The 16,157-nt window shown below is 30.5% G+C and carries 15 protein-coding genes; 1 reads left to right on the forward strand and 14 read right to left on the reverse strand.

Features of this window, described 5'->3' with window-relative positions:
- Window positions 1-40: 40 nt before the first annotated feature.
- Genes ABNK64_RS01895 through ABNK64_RS01955 form a run of 13 tightly spaced genes read right to left on the reverse strand, consistent with a single transcriptional unit; the run spans window position 41 to window position 13,150 of the window.
- Window positions 41-610 (reverse strand): hypothetical protein, encoded by a 570-nt coding sequence (locus ABNK64_RS01895; protein ID WP_349763307.1) that lies wholly within the window; start codon window positions 608-610, stop codon window positions 41-43.
- Window positions 611-631: 21 nt separating this feature from the next.
- The gene (locus ABNK64_RS01900; protein ID WP_291255035.1) at window positions 632-1,852 is read right to left on the reverse strand and encodes a peptidase U32 family protein; all 1,221 of its coding nucleotides are present in this window, start codon (window positions 1,850-1,852) and stop codon (window positions 632-634) included.
- Between the two features lie 20 nt (window positions 1,853-1,872).
- A complete protein-coding gene (dnaB, locus tag ABNK64_RS01905; RefSeq protein WP_291255021.1) occupies window positions 1,873-3,216 on the reverse strand; it encodes a replicative DNA helicase in 1,344 nt (447 codons plus the stop codon).
- A gap of 18 nt (window positions 3,217-3,234) precedes the next feature.
- Complete coding sequence (gene rplI, locus ABNK64_RS01910) at window positions 3,235-3,684, reverse strand: 50S ribosomal protein L9 (RefSeq protein WP_291259237.1); 450 nt, start codon at window positions 3,682-3,684, stop codon at window positions 3,235-3,237.
- A gap of 14 nt (window positions 3,685-3,698) precedes the next feature.
- Complete coding sequence (locus ABNK64_RS01915; protein ID WP_349763308.1) at window positions 3,699-4,502, reverse strand: hypothetical protein; 804 nt, start codon at window positions 4,500-4,502, stop codon at window positions 3,699-3,701.
- 16 nt (window positions 4,503-4,518) lie between these two features.
- Window positions 4,519-5,973, reverse strand: a complete 1,455-nt coding sequence (dnaX, locus tag ABNK64_RS01920) for a DNA polymerase III subunit gamma/tau (protein WP_349763309.1) — start codon at window positions 5,971-5,973, stop codon at window positions 4,519-4,521.
- A 3-nt stretch (window positions 5,974-5,976) separates the two neighbouring features.
- The gene (locus ABNK64_RS01925; RefSeq protein WP_291255025.1) at window positions 5,977-7,368 is read right to left on the reverse strand and encodes a sigma-54-dependent transcriptional regulator; all 1,392 of its coding nucleotides are present in this window, start codon (window positions 7,366-7,368) and stop codon (window positions 5,977-5,979) included.
- Window positions 7,369-7,395: 27 nt separating this feature from the next.
- On the reverse strand, window positions 7,396-8,316 hold the full coding sequence (locus ABNK64_RS01930; protein ID WP_349763310.1) for an energy transducer TonB: 921 nt from the start codon (window positions 8,314-8,316) through the stop codon (window positions 7,396-7,398).
- Window positions 8,317-8,327: 11 nt separating this feature from the next.
- On the reverse strand, window positions 8,328-8,759 hold the full coding sequence (locus ABNK64_RS01935) for an ExbD/TolR family protein (protein ID WP_300340947.1): 432 nt from the start codon (window positions 8,757-8,759) through the stop codon (window positions 8,328-8,330).
- Window positions 8,760-8,769: 10 nt separating this feature from the next.
- A complete protein-coding gene (locus ABNK64_RS01940) occupies window positions 8,770-9,381 on the reverse strand; it encodes a MotA/TolQ/ExbB proton channel family protein (RefSeq protein ID WP_291255028.1) in 612 nt (203 codons plus the stop codon).
- A 33-nt stretch (window positions 9,382-9,414) separates the two neighbouring features.
- Window positions 9,415-9,759, reverse strand: a complete 345-nt coding sequence (locus tag ABNK64_RS01945) for a hypothetical protein (RefSeq protein ID WP_291255029.1) — start codon at window positions 9,757-9,759, stop codon at window positions 9,415-9,417.
- 2 nt (window positions 9,760-9,761) lie between these two features.
- Entirely contained in the window at window positions 9,762-12,599 is a 2,838-nt protein-coding gene (locus tag ABNK64_RS01950; protein ID WP_349763311.1) for a tetratricopeptide repeat protein, read from the reverse strand.
- Between the two features lie 23 nt (window positions 12,600-12,622).
- A complete protein-coding gene (locus ABNK64_RS01955; protein WP_291255031.1) occupies window positions 12,623-13,150 on the reverse strand; it encodes a DUF116 domain-containing protein in 528 nt (175 codons plus the stop codon).
- Window positions 13,151-13,332: 182 nt separating this feature from the next.
- On the opposite strand from ABNK64_RS01955, the gene ABNK64_RS01960 reads away from it, so the two are divergent.
- Window positions 13,333-14,136, forward strand: a complete 804-nt coding sequence (locus ABNK64_RS01960; protein ID WP_349763312.1) for a hypothetical protein — start codon at window positions 13,333-13,335, stop codon at window positions 14,134-14,136.
- A 24-nt stretch (window positions 14,137-14,160) separates the two neighbouring features.
- Here ABNK64_RS01960 and recQ read toward each other — a convergent pair whose 3' ends face one another.
- Window positions 14,161-16,086: a DNA helicase RecQ gene (gene recQ, locus ABNK64_RS01965; RefSeq protein ID WP_291259228.1), complete on the reverse strand. Its 1,926-nt coding sequence runs from the start codon at window positions 16,084-16,086 to the stop codon at window positions 14,161-14,163.
- Window positions 16,087-16,157: the final 71 nt, after the last annotated feature.

The raw sequence follows: 16,157 nt of genomic DNA on the forward strand, positions 1-16,157 counted from the left end.
ACACATCAATTTACATAATAAATCAATGTGTTCTTTTAAGTTATTTTTTATTCTCTTTTTCTAACTCTTTTTTTAGTAGGGGTAGAATATTATAGTAATCTCTTATACAAGCACTTACAAATTTTTCCTGCATCACATAGTTATTTGGAAAAAGTTCTTTTGCTGACTCTTGATAAACATTTAAAATTTCAGTTGGAACTCTAACTGCATTCAATAGAGTTGTTTTCATCTGTTCCTTAGCTTTTTCATTGACCTCTTCATCTACTATATTACCTTTAGTAGCCTCTTGTACTCTTCTTACCAGCTCTCTATAATCATTCATCTCCTCTGGTAATATTTGAAGCTGTTTTGCATAGTTACTTCCATACATTCTATGAAGTCTATTTTTTATTCTTAAAAATTCATCTTCTGGAATACCTGACTCTTTTCCTAAGCTTTCAATTTTTAAATAAGATCTCTTTTGCCAATTTATAAAGTTCACTCTTTGAGAGCTGTCAAAACTTCTAGCCGAATTGTTGATCTCTTTTTCTACATCAGCTGGAACTTTCAATTGTGCTCCAAAAGATAGAGCACTCATTATAAACATACTCATAATTAGAAATTTTTTCATAATTATCCCCCTATATTAATACTAAATTCTTTTTCTTAACATATCCAATTCATTTAACTCTTCATCTATTTTTATCTTTACAAAAGAGTTTGGATTAGCTGCTTCTACAGACTCAACCTCTTTATCCTTATTCATAAGTATCATTGGTGGTAGAGTTATCTCTCTAGTTCCTATTCCTGGACTAACTACCTCTAACTTCTCTCCAACTAATAATTTATTTCTTATTGCTAAGATATATTCGTTATCAGATAGTTTCTTTTCAACTTTAGCTACTAATTGGTGAGTTTGACTATATGAATTTCTATCGTTGTAGTTTTGAGACTCTATTCCAGCTCTACCTAGATAGAATCCTTTTGTATATGATCTGTTAGATGTTGATTCTAACTCCTCTAACCATTTAGGATTGTATTGGTAATTTCCTGAATAGTAACTATCTATGGCATCTCTATATACTTTTACAGCATTAGCCACATAGTATATTCCCTTCATTCTTCCCTCTATTTTTAATGAGTCTACCCCTAGATCTAATATTTTATCAATTATCTCTATTGTACATAGATCTCTAGAGTTGAATATGTATGTACCATGCTCATCTTCATAAACAGGCATATACTCTCCTGGTCTTGTTTCTTCTACTAGATTGTACTTCCATCTACAAGCTTGAGCACAATCTCCTCTATTAGCATCTCTTCCTGTCATATAGTTACTTAATAAACATCTACCAGAGATAGCCATACACATAGCTCCGTGTACAAAAACTTCCAATTCAATATCTGGTACTTTAGCTCTTATCTCTGCTATGTTATCCAAAGATATCTCTCTAGCTAAAACTACTCTTCTAGCTCCTAAATCTTTCCACATCTTTACTGAACGCCAGTTTGTGTTACTTGCTTGTGTACTTACACTTATTGATAGATTTGAGTTTTCTTTAACTATTTGGAAAACTCCTAAGTCAGCTACAATAACTCCATCTACTCCTACTTTATCCAAGAATTTTACATAATCTGGTAATAGATCTAACTCCTCATTGTGAGGGATTACATTTAAAGTTATGTATACTTTCTTTCCTCTTTCATGTGCATATTTAACTGCATACTCTAACTCTTCGTCAGAAAGGTTATTACTTCCTGCTCTTAGGTTAAACATCTTTCCGCCTAAAAATACAGCGTCTGCACCATAATGAAGAGCCATTTTAAACTTCTCCATATTTCCTACTGGTGCTAATAATTCAACTTTTTTCAACATTATCAATCCTCTCTAAATTATTCATCTGCTTTTGCACTAAAATTTGCAAATTTTGTGTATTCGTGAAAAAATCTCAACTTTACAGTTCCTACAGGTCCATTTCTTTGTTTTCCTATTATTACCTCTGTAAGTCCCTTATCTTCAGATTCCTCATTATAATAGTCATCTCTATACAAGAACAGTACCATATCAGCATCTTGCTCTATAGCTCCTGATTCTCTCAAGTCTGAAAGCATAGGTCTTCTATCAGCTCTTTGCTCCGTTGCTCTGGATAGCTGTGATAGAGCAATTATTGGTATATCCAACTCTCTAGCTATTCCTTTTAAGGCTCTGGAGATCTCAGATATCTCCTGTTGTCTACTATCATTTTTTGCATTACTACCCTTTATCAACTGAAGATAGTCTATCACTATCATATCTAATTTTCCTGCTGCCTTTAATCTTCTAGCAATGGCTCTTATCTCTAGTACATTAACATTTGGTAGGTCAGCAATATTTATCTCTGAATTAGATAATTTCATACTAGCAAGACCTAATTTTCCCCAATCATCTTGATCTAAAAAACCATTTCTTATTTTTTGAAGTCCTATTCCTGCTTCAATAGATAACAATCTCTGTAACAATTGAGAGCTTGACATCTCCAAACTAAATAGTAAAACACCTTTGTTATTTTTCATAGCTGCATTCAAAGCTAAGTTTAGAGCAAAGGCTGTCTTTCCCATAGCTGGTCTAGCAGCTAAGATTACCAAATCTGAAGGGTGGAATCCACTCGTCATCTGGTCAAAATCTGAAAATCCAGAAGATATCCCTGTAGCAACACCCTTATTTTGATAGACTTTTTCTAATCTTATAAACTCCTGTGCTATCACATCTTTTAAACTAACTAAATCTTTGGAATCTACATTCTCAGAGATTTTAAAAATCATTCCTTCGGCCTTATCTAAGATTGTATCGACCTCTTCATATCCCTCATAGGCCAGTTCAACAATTTTTGTTCCCACCTCTCCTAATCTTCTCAAGGTAGACTTCTCTTTTACAATTTTTGCATATTCTATAATATTAGCTGCTGTTGGAACATCAGATATTATCTCATACAGCAACTCTTCTCCAACCAGTTCATCAAATTTATCATTTTTCTTTAATCTATTTACCACTACTATAGGGTCAATCTGTGTTCCCGTATTATACAGATCCCTCATAGCTTCATATATTAATTTATGACCATTTTTATAAAAATCATTGGGATTAAGTATCTCTACAATATCACCAAAAATATCTGGTTTTAAAAGTATTCCACCTAATACAGATTTCTCTGCCTCCATACTACTTGGAATTTTTTTCAAATTTTCTATATCTAGCATTTTTACTCCTAATCTCTATTATTGAGCTTTAGCTACTATTTTTACCTCTGCTTTTACATCTGTGTGAAGTTTTACAATAGCAGTGTGATCCCCTAAGCTCTTTATATTACACTCTATTTTTTTTCTATCTATTTTTAGACCAAAAGTTTGCTCTAAAGCTGCTGCTACCTCTTTATTTGTAATTGCTCCAAATAGTTTACCATTCTCTCCAGTTTTTACTTTTATCTCCACTTTTTTAGCTTCAATAACTTTTTTCAACTCTTCAGATTTTATTTTTTCCTCTTGTTGTTTTTTCTCTTCTTTTTTCTTTCTATTTTCTATTTTTTTTAACTCTTCTGGAGTTGCTATAATACCCTTATTATTTTTTATTAAAAAGTTATGAGCATATCCATCTGAAACTGAAACTATATCCCCTTTTCTTCCTTGTCCTGCTACATCTTGTGTCAATATTACCTGTATTTTTGCCATTTTTTATCCTCCAATTATCTCTTCTTAGTATCTCTATCTATTCTAAATCCTTTTAAAACTCCCAATAGAAAAGTTCCAAATGGAAATAATAGCCCTATCATTACAGCTATTGCATTATCAATTCCTTTATACTTTATCTTTTCATAAAGAGTAGCATATATACTCTTTATTCCATAAAATATAAATATTGTCTCACCTATATTTAAAGCATTTATAACATAAAAATTATCAAATTTCAATAGGTGAATCATAAAATAACTAACTATATATACCAGTAACCACTCAAAAGATATCTCCCACTTATGGTAATCATCTGAATCTAATGATACATATATTACAAATACATTTAGAATACTATATATAAAAGTATAGTATATAAAGTTTTCTTTCATCTCTTCATAAATTTTAATACTTTCAACCTTGCTAATTTGAAAATTCTTTTGATAGAACTCCAACAAGATATCCATATTAGCATCAATCTTATCCCTTAGACAAAATAATAGAAATCCCATTAGAGCAGTTATAACAATTGAAATTATAACTATTCTATCAAATTTTTTTATCTTCGTCATTCCTTTTTCAAAATACTTATACAGTACCTCAATCACAAGGAAAAACCCTACATAAAAATATAATAACATAGGATTTATTACTGCTATTGCTCCCATAACAACTATATTTGCCACTAATTTCTCTCTACAAGAAAAATCCTTCATTTTTTTAATCTTATAGACAGGAAGAGCAAAACTCATCACAGGCATAAGAAGTGAAAGAAGAAATAAAAGAACAATTGTTAACACACTACTTAGTAAAATCATTTTTTCTCCTTACATATTATACCATAATTTCTCCACCAAAGAAATCCACTATTTTTTTTGTAAAATCTTCACTATCTTTTTTATCCTCTCTTTTCTTACCTAAAGACACATATTTTACCTTTATTTTAGGATTTATTAATTTTTTAACAACCTCTAAAAATACATCATTGTACATACTGTTTTCCATCTGCTCTTTACAAAATGTACTCTCTGCATCAAAACCTACATATAGAGTGTCTCCCTCTAATTTATAAGGTTTTGCTGTGACAAGAAATGCTCCTAAAGTTATCTTCTCTTTTTTAGCTTCTTTAAGAATCTCATTCCATCTACCTGAAATATATTCTAGAGTTACCCCTTCTAAAACTCCTTTTTCTTCTGAGTTTGATGAACTCACTGGCATTGGAACTGCTACCTCTTTTTCTATTATTTTTTCAACAATTTTTTCTCTAGGTTGATTTTTCTTGATTAAGTTATCTGCTATTACATAACCTATCAATCTCTTATCCTCTTCATATTTAAATTTATTTAAAGAATCAAAAATACACCCTATAATAGAAACTCCTTGCTCCACAGAAAGCTTTTCTCTACTCATCAGTCCCTTACAATACTTAGCAAAATCTTTAAAAAACAGCTCTATATCCAGTGACTCATTCCAAAATAGATCCAACATCTTTATAAGATTAGTATAATTTTTATTATTTACTTCAGTTAGGAACTCCTCCATCTTTCTTGCTGAAGTTACTCCTAATATCTTTTCACTCTTTTCTAGTGTAATCTCTTCACCAAAACAAGTGATCATAATTCTCTCTAAGATTGAAACTGCATCTCTTACACTTCCACCAGAACTCTCATAGATAAGCTCTGCTACATCATCAGGAAGAGTTATACCCTCTTTCTCTGCAATAAATTGTAACTGCTCTCTCATTGAGCTTAGGGTTAAAGTCTTAAAATCATATCTCTGGCATCTAGATATTATCGTTGCTGGTATCTTATCAACTTCTGTTGTTGCCAATATAAATATAACGTGTTCTGGTGGTTCTTCCAATGTTTTTAGTAAGGCATTAAACGCCTCCTTAGTCAACATATGAACCTCATCTATTATATATATTTTTTTTCTTCCTTTAACAGGTTGATAGTTTATCTTCTCTTTTAATTGTCTTATCTCATCTATTCCTCTATTAGAGGCAGCATCTATCTCAATCATATCTAAAAAAGTTCCATTATTAATGGCGATACAGTTTTCACACTCATTACAAGGCTCACCTGTAATCCCATCTTTTAAACAGTTAACCCCTTTAGCTATAAGTCTTGCTAGTGTAGTTTTTCCAACACCTCTAGGTCCTGTAAACAGATAGGCTTGTGACATTTTCCCATTCTCTAATGAGGTTTTTAATGTCTTTACTATCTCCTTTTGTCCTGCTACCTCTTCAAAATTTTTAGGTCTATATTTTCTATATAATGTTATATGCATCTTTTACTCCAAACCGTAGTTACTCATCTTTGTTCTTAGGGTATTTCTTGTTATTCCTAAGATCTCAGCAGTCTCTACTTTTTTTCCATTAGTTATCTCCAACACTTGACGTATCAATTCTTTCTCTACTTTTGATATGATATTTCCATAGTAGTCTTGTTGATTATTATTCTTAAATTCAACTAATTCAGATCTTATCCACTCTTTCAAATCTGAAATTTGACTCTCTCCCTTTTTCTTTGTAATCTTTGTTCCCAATACATTACTAGGTAGATCCTCTATCAATATAGATGTACCTCTACATAGGGCAACAGCTGATTTTACAGCATTTTTTAACTCATTTACATTTCCTGGCCACTCATATCTCAACATCTTTTTCAAGGCTGGTTTACTAATTCCTTTTACATTTTTGTGTAACTCATCATTACATTCTAATAGATAGTGATCTACTATCAATGGAATATCATCTTTTCTATCTCTCAATGGAGGAATATTTACTTCTAAGACTCTTAATTTTCTATATAATTCATCTATAAATTTTCCTTGATTTATTAATTCCTCTAAATTTTCACAAGTTGTTGCAACAACTCTAATATCTATTTTTATTGGCTCTGCTCCACCCATTCTAAAGAACTCTCCCTCTTCTAAAAAGTAAAGTACTTTAGATTGTAGATCTAGACTTAGAGATTCGATATTCCCTAAATGAAGTGTTCCTCCATTAGCTTTCTCTAATTCTCCTATCTGTGGAAATACAGCCCCTTTAAATGCTCCCTTTTCATAACCAAACATCTTTCTTTCCAAAAGTTCATTTTGAAATGAAGTGCAGTTTATACTGATTAAAGGTTTATTTGACCAATCACTAAATTGGTGAATAGCCTTAGCTACACTTGTTTTTCCTGTTCCCTTCTCTCCTACAACTAAAACAGGAACTCTACTTGTGGCAACCTTTCCTATCATCTTATATAGCTCCACAATCTCTTTTGTCTGTCCTATTAATTTATCTCCAGAACTCTTATGCTTATCTATACGCTCTGCTAAAAGTTTATAATCTTTTACAGACTTCTCTATCACTTTTATTATAGTTGGAGTATCCACAGGTTTTAAAATATAATCATAAGCTCCTGCTTTAACACTTCCAGCTACTACTTTTAAGTTTGAAGTCTCTCCTAAAACAATTATAACACCTTTCTTTTGATACTCTCCAACCTTTTTTATAAGATTTATCAATGCCTCTTCTTGAAGGTTTTTCTCCTCAATAATTATAGCTTCATACTTTTTTGTTTTTAAAAAATCTATAAATTCGCTTATATTTTCAGCAAATGTTAATTCATTTTCAAAATTATTCTCTAGCTCCTCTTTTAAATTTCTCTCCAATCTGAATCCTAAAAGAATCATCCTTTCACCTCTTGTAATATTTAATAATTAGTCAATCTTCCCCTTTAGTATGAAATTATATTCCAAGATTACATTTCCCTCTACACTTAAACCATTTTTATTTAAATATATTTTCCATGTTCTTCCAACCTCTTCAATAGCATTGTTTATCTCAGGAACTCCACTACCTTTTTCTAAATGAAGAGATTTTACATTTCCACTCTCATCTATCTCCATTTTAATTCTTACACTACCGTGTAATCCTTTTAATTGAGCACTTTCTGGATATACTGGCTCTCTATTTGACCCATCCCATTTAGCTATTATATCTCCATCTTCTGTTCCCAATCTATAACCACTTGGAAGTCCCTCTGTCTCTCCTGTAATTTTAAGTATTCTATCAAAAGACTCGTCTTTACCTACTTCAGAGTTAAAAGCTATCTTATCATCCTCTTTTAAATCTAGCTTCTCATTTTCAGTTACGATCTCCTCTTTAGCAAGAACTATATCCTTACTTAGATTACTATTAGACTCCATTCTCTCTTTCTGAGCAAACTCTTTAGTTGGAGCTTTTATCTCTTTTATCTTTCTTACACTTGGATTTGGTTGAAGATTTTTTATAACTTCAATCTTAGGAGCAGAAATATTAGTAACTATGTTATTTAAGCTCTCCATATCTATCTTATCTTTAGATTTATTTGGAGTTTTCTCTTTTTTCTTCTCCTCTACTTTTTTTACTTCATTAATTTTTTTAATCTTTTTCTGTAACTCTTGAGAGCTCTTTTTTTCACTACTATTACTATTTTTCTGTCCATCTAACTTTGTTCTATTCTTATTTTCATAAGCTACTAAACCTATTTTTATCTTTTGGTTTTCCACTCTTTTTGTCGATAAACTTGGAATTAGTATAACTATAATTATATTTATCACTATTGAAAGGAGTATACTTATTCCATCATCTTTTTTCATAAGCCCCTCCTCTATTTTTTATCTGCTGTATCTATGTCTAGTGATGAAGCTCCTGCCTCTTTTGATATAGTCATTATCTCTACTATATACCCATAGTCTATCTTTTTATCTGCACTAATTATCACATTTTTTTCTGTTGAATTAGCTAACTTCTCTGATAGTTTAGCTTTTAAATTCTCTTTATTTACACTTATCTTTTCACTTTTACCCTTCTCTTTATAGTTGAGGACTATTTTTTTATTTCTATCCACTATTACCTGTATCTCTTTTATATCTGATATCTCTCTAATTGTAGATTGTGGCAATTCTATCTTGATTCCACCCTTCATATCATCAAAAGTTGTTGCCACCAAAAAAAAGATTAGTAAAAGAAATACTACGTCTATTAGAGGGGTAAGTTCCAAAATTAACTCTCCTCTTTTTTTATATCTTTCTATTTTCATAATTGGTCTCCTACTTTCTAAAATAGTTTATAAGCTCTGTAGTAGTTATTTCCATATCAGATATTATTCTCTCTATCTTTTTATTAAAATAATTGTAAAACATTAAAGCTGGTATCGCCACTAAAAGTCCTCCTGCTGTTGTAAATAGTGCTTCAGATATCCCTTTAGCTAGTACAGCTGCATCTCCTGTTCCATATAATGCAACAGCTTGGAATGCCTTAATCATTCCTGTAACTGTTCCCAATAATCCAATCAATGGAGTTAGGTGAGCTGCTAAAGATATTAACCACATATTTCTTTCCAGTTGAGTAACTTGATACATAGCTTTCTCTTTACCCTTTTCCTCTAATTTTTGTGTAGTGGCATTTGGATTTTTATAAAGTTCATAAAGCACCTCTTTCAATACCTTTGACACAGAACTTTTCTCTTTGTTCAACATAATTATTAAATCTTTTAAATTTCCACTATCTAAACCCTCTTTTATCTCTTTTGATAAAAAGCCTCTATTCTCTCTCTCGTTTTTAGCAAAATATATAAATCTCTCTATAATAGCACTAACACCTACTATTGACATAATAAGTATCACATACATTAGTATTCCACCATTTGTTAAATAGTACATCTGTCCTCCTAAAAAATAAGTATTTTATTCAATCTATAATGCAATAATTAAAGCTACAACTCCTAAACCACCCAAAATATATTTCCAATATGACTTCTCTTCCACACCTTGAGATAGTTCCTCTTCAAGAGCACTCTTATCCCCTTGTACCACTTTTATCTTTTGAGTTTGATTTTGATAGTTATCATTTGTTACTTTTATAGCTCCTGACTCTATTTTTTGATTCTCTAATATTACCTCTTCTGTAGGAATCTCTCTTATCTCAAGTTGCTCCTTATTAACTCCCTGAACCTGTTTATCTAAGGCTGTTACACCCTCATCTGCTCCCATAGCACAAATAGTAGTTGCTAAAAATAATACTGTTAATAGTTTTTTCATAGTTAAGCCTCCTGGTTAAAAAATTGATTGTATTTTTCTGAAGTTTTTTTATCTATTTTTTGTAATTCTAAATAATATTTTTTTGCTTCAACTTTATTACCTTTTTTTAATGTAAAATATATTAATTTTTCTAATACAAAGCTCTTATATTGGAAATTCTCCAATGCATATAACTCCTTGTACAGTGCCATAGCATCTTTCTCTTTTCCCAGTTTTTCATTGATTTGTGCTGCCTTTAATTTAGATAGATCAGAATACTCCCCTTTATACAATACATATCCCTTTGTATATCCTCTCAAAGCACTCTCATTCTTACCTTCAAGTTCATCTATAGTAGAAAGTTGATACAGAATAAAATCTTTATATGGTGTACTTTCTAATCCATCAACTATTTTATAATACTCTCTAGCTTTTTTATAGTCCTTAGTATCAAAATAGTGATTCCCCAAGTTTATTCCAGCAAACCCTTTATACTTTTCACCTTTTAAAAGGTTATTATACTCTTTTAAAGCTTCCTCTTTTTTACCTTGTTTTTCATATATTAATGAATTATAGTAACTTTTTATCTCAAGATTTTCTAAGTTGGCTATATAGCTCATTGCTTCTTCAAGCTTATCAGTAGCAATATGAATATCTATAATTTTTGTAGCAGTTTCATCTTTTGTCTTAGGATCTGAAGAGCTACTATAAAGCTTTTCATAGTTTGTTAATACTCCCTCTCTATCTCCCTTTTTCTCATATATCTGTCCAGCTAATATATAGATATTTGATCTCATAGTTGAATTAGGATATTTTGCTAAAAACTCCCCTTTACTCTTTTCAAACTCATCTAATTTGCCCTGATTAACCAAAGCATTTAAATACCAATAATTAGCATTTTCAGAGTATTTTCCCTCTGGAAATTCACTAAATAAACTCTTATACTCTGTCTCTGCTAGATCATATTTTCCTTGAGCATAGTACGAATCAGCTATTTGGAATCTTGCATACTCACTATTTTCTGGTAATTCTCTTAATTTTGAATAATACTCTCTACTCTTATCATAATTATCCAGTCTAAAATAACTAATTGCTGTCTTATCCAAAACTTCACCCTTATTAGCTCCCTCTGGATAAGTTTGTAAATACTCTTCTCCAAATTTTATTGCTTCATCATATTTTCCCCATAGAAAAGAGTTTCTCACCCTGTTAAATTTAATCTTTTCTAATAGCTCTGGTGTTGTTGCTGTATCTTGCTCTACTATTGTAAAATATCCACTTGCATCAGAATAATTTCCCATTCCCATTGATGCAATTCCTCTCAAATATACACTATTTGGTGAGCTGTCTGCTCCATCTAAATACTTCATCATCTCAGAATAATTTTGTTTAACTAATAGTACTGATACTAAGTTATTTAAAATATCAAAATCCTGATTCTCATTGAGATACTCTCTATATACCTCTACACTCTCATCTAACATATCCTTTTTGTAATAAAGTTCACCTACAGATATATAGATATTCTTCTTGTATTTTTTATCACTAGCAAATTTACCCTTATACTCTGAAAATCTTCTCTTTATATCCTCTACATCACCCAATCTAGAATCTATTACAATTATTCTATAAAGACTCTCTAAGTTAGGTTTTAATGTATAGTTTCTAGCATAGTAATCTTTTGATATCTTGTAATCTCCAACTTCATAGGCTGAATTGGCTATAATTGTATTTATGCTCTCTGTATCCTTTTGGTTTACTACAACTCTCTTTACTTCATTTCTATTTTTTATTATCTTTTTATAATTTCCTAATTTGTAATCAATAGCAAAAATATAGTATATAGCCTGATTATAAAAGGAACTACTCTTCAAACTTTCAAAATAAGTCTGTGCCTCTTTTAATTTATTTAATTTATAAAGGGAAAAACCATAACTATATAGCAATTTAGGATTAGAGAGATCTTTCACTTGATTGTAGTATTCTACAGCCTTATTATAATCACCTTTAGTAGCATAAGAGTCTCCTAATATTCTCAACCCTTCATCATACTCTTTGCTCCCCTTTAAAATAGCTAACTTACTCTCTGCTTTCTCCAATTCACCCTTATTACTATATATCTCTATTAGATTTAACCCGGCTTTTTTTCCATATGCACTATTTTTATTTTCATTCAATCCATCTTCAAAATATCTTATAGCTAAATCTGCTTGATTTAATTTATAGTAACTAGATCCCAATAGGTAGTTCATAAAAATAATATTTTTCTTTCCCTTTATTTGTGAATATTGATCTAAATAAGCTATACTCCTATTATAATCTCCTTTGTTATAAGATAATAACGCCATACTTAAAACCGAATCATTATAGTACTTCTTATTTAAGTTCATCACTTCTTGAAACTCTTTTTCTGCCATAACATAATTTTCACTGCTTAAATAGGCAGTTCCATTGTCATATATAGCCTTTTCGTAATAATCACTCTTACTATTTATTGTACTCAAATACTCGTCACTTGTTTTTTCGTCTCCAATATCTGCATAAGATCTTACTAAATAGTATCTTATCTCATTTTTATCATCTTCTTTCAGATTATTATTCATCAACAAAATTTTAAAATACTTTATTGCATTGGGATAATCCTTTTGTAAAAAATATACTTTTGCTATCCTATCTTGAATATTTTTATTATATTTAGATGTTGGATATTTATCCAAAAAACTTTTTGATTCCACTATTGCTAGATCAAATTTTTTCTGTTTATATAATTCGTCTACAAAGGCCAAATCCTCTTTTTCTGATGCAAAGGCTGAAACTCCCAATACAAAAATAAGGGCTCCTAAAAAATATCTAATTTTCAAGTTCTACCTCCTGTATATTAATATTAAAATATTTTATTTAAAAATTCTTTCACTTTTGCTATTGAAACAGTTGTATCTATACAAGGTTCATTTACTATTTCATTAAAAATTCCATATACATTTACTGGATAAGCATCATGTATTCCCGATACTAAATCCCTTTTACAAGCTACTGCCATCACTAGATCTGGTCTTATACTCTTTATATGCTTTCTAGCGAGAGTTCCTCCAGTAGCCACTTTTACCTCTATAGGAAACTCTTTCTTTATGTTCAAAAAATCACCTATTACACATTGACCACATCTTTTACAATTTTCTATATCAGATGTCACTTTAAAAACACAAGAATACTTTTGTAAGCAATGAGGAAGTAATATTAAAACTTTGTTTATCTTCTTATTTTCAATACTTTTCATCACTCTTTTATTATTATAATTTAGAAATTTATTAGCTATCTTGTTTGCATCTGTGGGTTTTTTCTTTCTTTCTGTAAGAGCAAACATTAAAAAATAAAACTCATAAATAAGTTTTACAACTAAACTCTTTTTCATTTCATATCCTCATCTTTCATTTTATCCTTTAGTAATTATATCATATTTAATTTATTAGAACAATCAATTTTTAATCATAAAAAAATTTTTTCTTTATCATTTTTTACTAAAAAATAAAAATAGTTGTAGCTTAAATTTTGAAAAAATAGTATACTTAGAACAGATGTTTTATAGGAGGATTTATGAGATATTTTATGCACGATAGGGATTTATCCCCAAAATTAGAAAAAAGAATAAGAGATTATTTTGCTAAGATAGAGAAGATTAAAATGGAGGTAACTTTTTTAAATAAGAACTACTCAGCTATTATTGATGTAAGAAGTTTTGAATGGTTGAGTAATTTCGATTGCTTTAACTGTCTTACCAACTGTTGTGTACAGTTCCCCTATGAGTTTAACTCCAAAGCTCGTGAGATTATCTTGGATAATCTCAAAGAGTACAACAACTTAACTCAAGCTATATCCATTATGAAGGAGGAGGGGATGACTGAAAAAGAGATTTTAACTTCCATTAAAAATGATCAATTTTTAATTCCCGAAAATATGGTTGAAACTGTTTTTGATAGATGTACCTGCTCTTGTGTACACATAGATAGAAGCCTTTGTGCTATTCATAAAATATGTATTGATAACCATATGAGTCTTGGGGAGATAATTGATACAAAACCTCTTTGGTGTTCAATCTATCCACTTGAAATAATATTGGATGGAAATACTCTATATATCTTTGTTCCAACTAAAGGAAACAACTATCTCTCACTCAATGATTCTGATTTCCCATGTATGGATATTGAAAAATCTAAATCTCCCTATTTCAGGAGAGAAAACCCAATCGGTTTCAAAATAGATGAGTACCGTCCCTTTATTCTAAATTACTATGAAGTTTTATCTCATATTTTTGGAAAAGATTTCTGTAACTCTATATTAAGCTATCTAAATATCTCTTTAGAAGATAAAAAAGAGGAGCAATACTCTAAAAAACACTAGGGCATTGCTCTTTTTATATTAGATCTATTTTACAAGAAAATTGAGAACTGTCTCATAAAGAATCTCCTTTACTTTTTCATTCTCCATTGTCACTCCCAATCTTTTTTTCAAGGTATCTATCTTCTCATCATCTAATCCTTCATAGAGTTTACTCTCCTGTTTCACTCTTTCCATATCCTCATCATCATACCTATTAATTACTCTTAAGAACTCTTCTCCATAATTTTTAAACTTTTGATTTCCTATTCCTCTAATTTTTAGCATATCCCATCTATTTTTAGGTTTGTACTCTGCCATCTCTAAAAGTGTCATATCTGAAAATACAATATATGGAGCTACGTCCTCTCTTATAGCTATCTCGTTTCTCAATTGATTTAGCTCCTCAAATAACGGATCTTCAAAGTAATCAAAGGTTATCTTCTCGTCTAACCTTCTAAATACAGAGATCTCATTTTTTAATACACCTCTTGATTTTTTATTCAACTTTAGTACTGGAAAACTTCCTGCACTCTGCTCAAAGTACCCTTCAGAAATCAAAAAATTTATAAACTCCTCTATCCATCTAATATCTCTATCATTCATTATTCCAAAAGTTGAAAGTTTGTTGTACTCCTTTCTATCCATCTTAGTATCACTTCTACCATATAAAATATTTACCAATGTAGATATTCCAATACTCTCTTTTGCTCTTCCTATACAAGATATGACTTTTTGAGCCTCTATTGTAAGATCCTCTATATTTTTTAAAGTTTTACAATTTCCACACTTTCCACAATAATTTTTTATTCTCTTATCTCCAAAATACTTTAAGATATACTCTCTATAACAACTTTCGAGATAGGCGTACTCTATCATTGCATCAAGTTTCTTTACCTTTTCTTTTTTTAGTTCATCTTCACTCTCTTCGTTACTCTCTATTAGAAACATCTGAGTACTTACATCCTCTTCAAAAAACATAAGTATCGCTTCTGAAGGTCCACCATCTCTCCCTGCTCTTCCAGCCTCTTGATAGTAACTCTCCATATCCTTAGGAATATTTCTATGTATTACAAATCTTACATTAGACTTGTCTATTCCCATTCCAAAAGCATTTGTAGCTATCATTATCTGAATCTCATCTTTTAAAAATTTTTCCTGATTCTCTTTTCTTTCATTCTCTCCTAAACCAGCATGGTATTTCCCCACATTTATCTCCCTCAACTTTAAATAGGCATAGAGATTATCTACCTCTTTTCTCGTTGAGGCATAGATTATTCCTGATTTTTTTCCAACCTTTTTCAAATAATCTACTATATATGCCTCTGGAACTACATTTTTTACAACTTTAAAAAAAATATTTTCTCTGTCAAATCCATGAACATATACAAAGGGATTTTTAAGAGCCAGTTTTTCTTCAATATCTCTTCTAACCTCTTTAGTTGCTGTAGCTGTAAGAGCTAAGACCTGTACTCTTTGATCTATCTTGCCTATAAAATTGGGAATCTCTAGATAACTTTTTCTAAAGTCATGTCCCCACTGTGATATACAATGAGCTTCATCTACTGCTATCATTGAAATCCTATATTTTTTTATAAATTCAACAAACCTCTCATTATTCAATCTTTCTGGAGCTACGTAAACTATTTTGGCCTCACCTTGACGTATCTTTCTAAGACTCTCCACATACTCATCTTTAGATAGAGTTGAATTTATATATACACTTTTTATTCCCAAAAGTCTCAACGAATCTACCTGATCTTTCATCAATGATATTAGAGGTGAGATTACTATTGTTAACCCCTTAAATAAGAGTGCTGGTACTTGATAACAGATTGATTTTCCTCCACCTGTACTCATCACTCCCAAAGTATCTCTTCCTGACAATACAGAATTAACTATTATCTCCTGTCCTCTTCTAAAATTGTCATATCCATATATCTCTTTCAATACTCTTCTTGCTTCTTTTTTCATATATTCACCATATTTTATTTTATGTATTTGAACAAAGAGGAGCTTTTTTTAACTCCTCTTTTTATAATATT

The organism is Fusobacterium sp. SYSU M8D902 (genome assembly GCF_040199715.1).
GTDB lineage: Bacteria > Fusobacteriota > Fusobacteriia > Fusobacteriales > Fusobacteriaceae > Fusobacterium_A.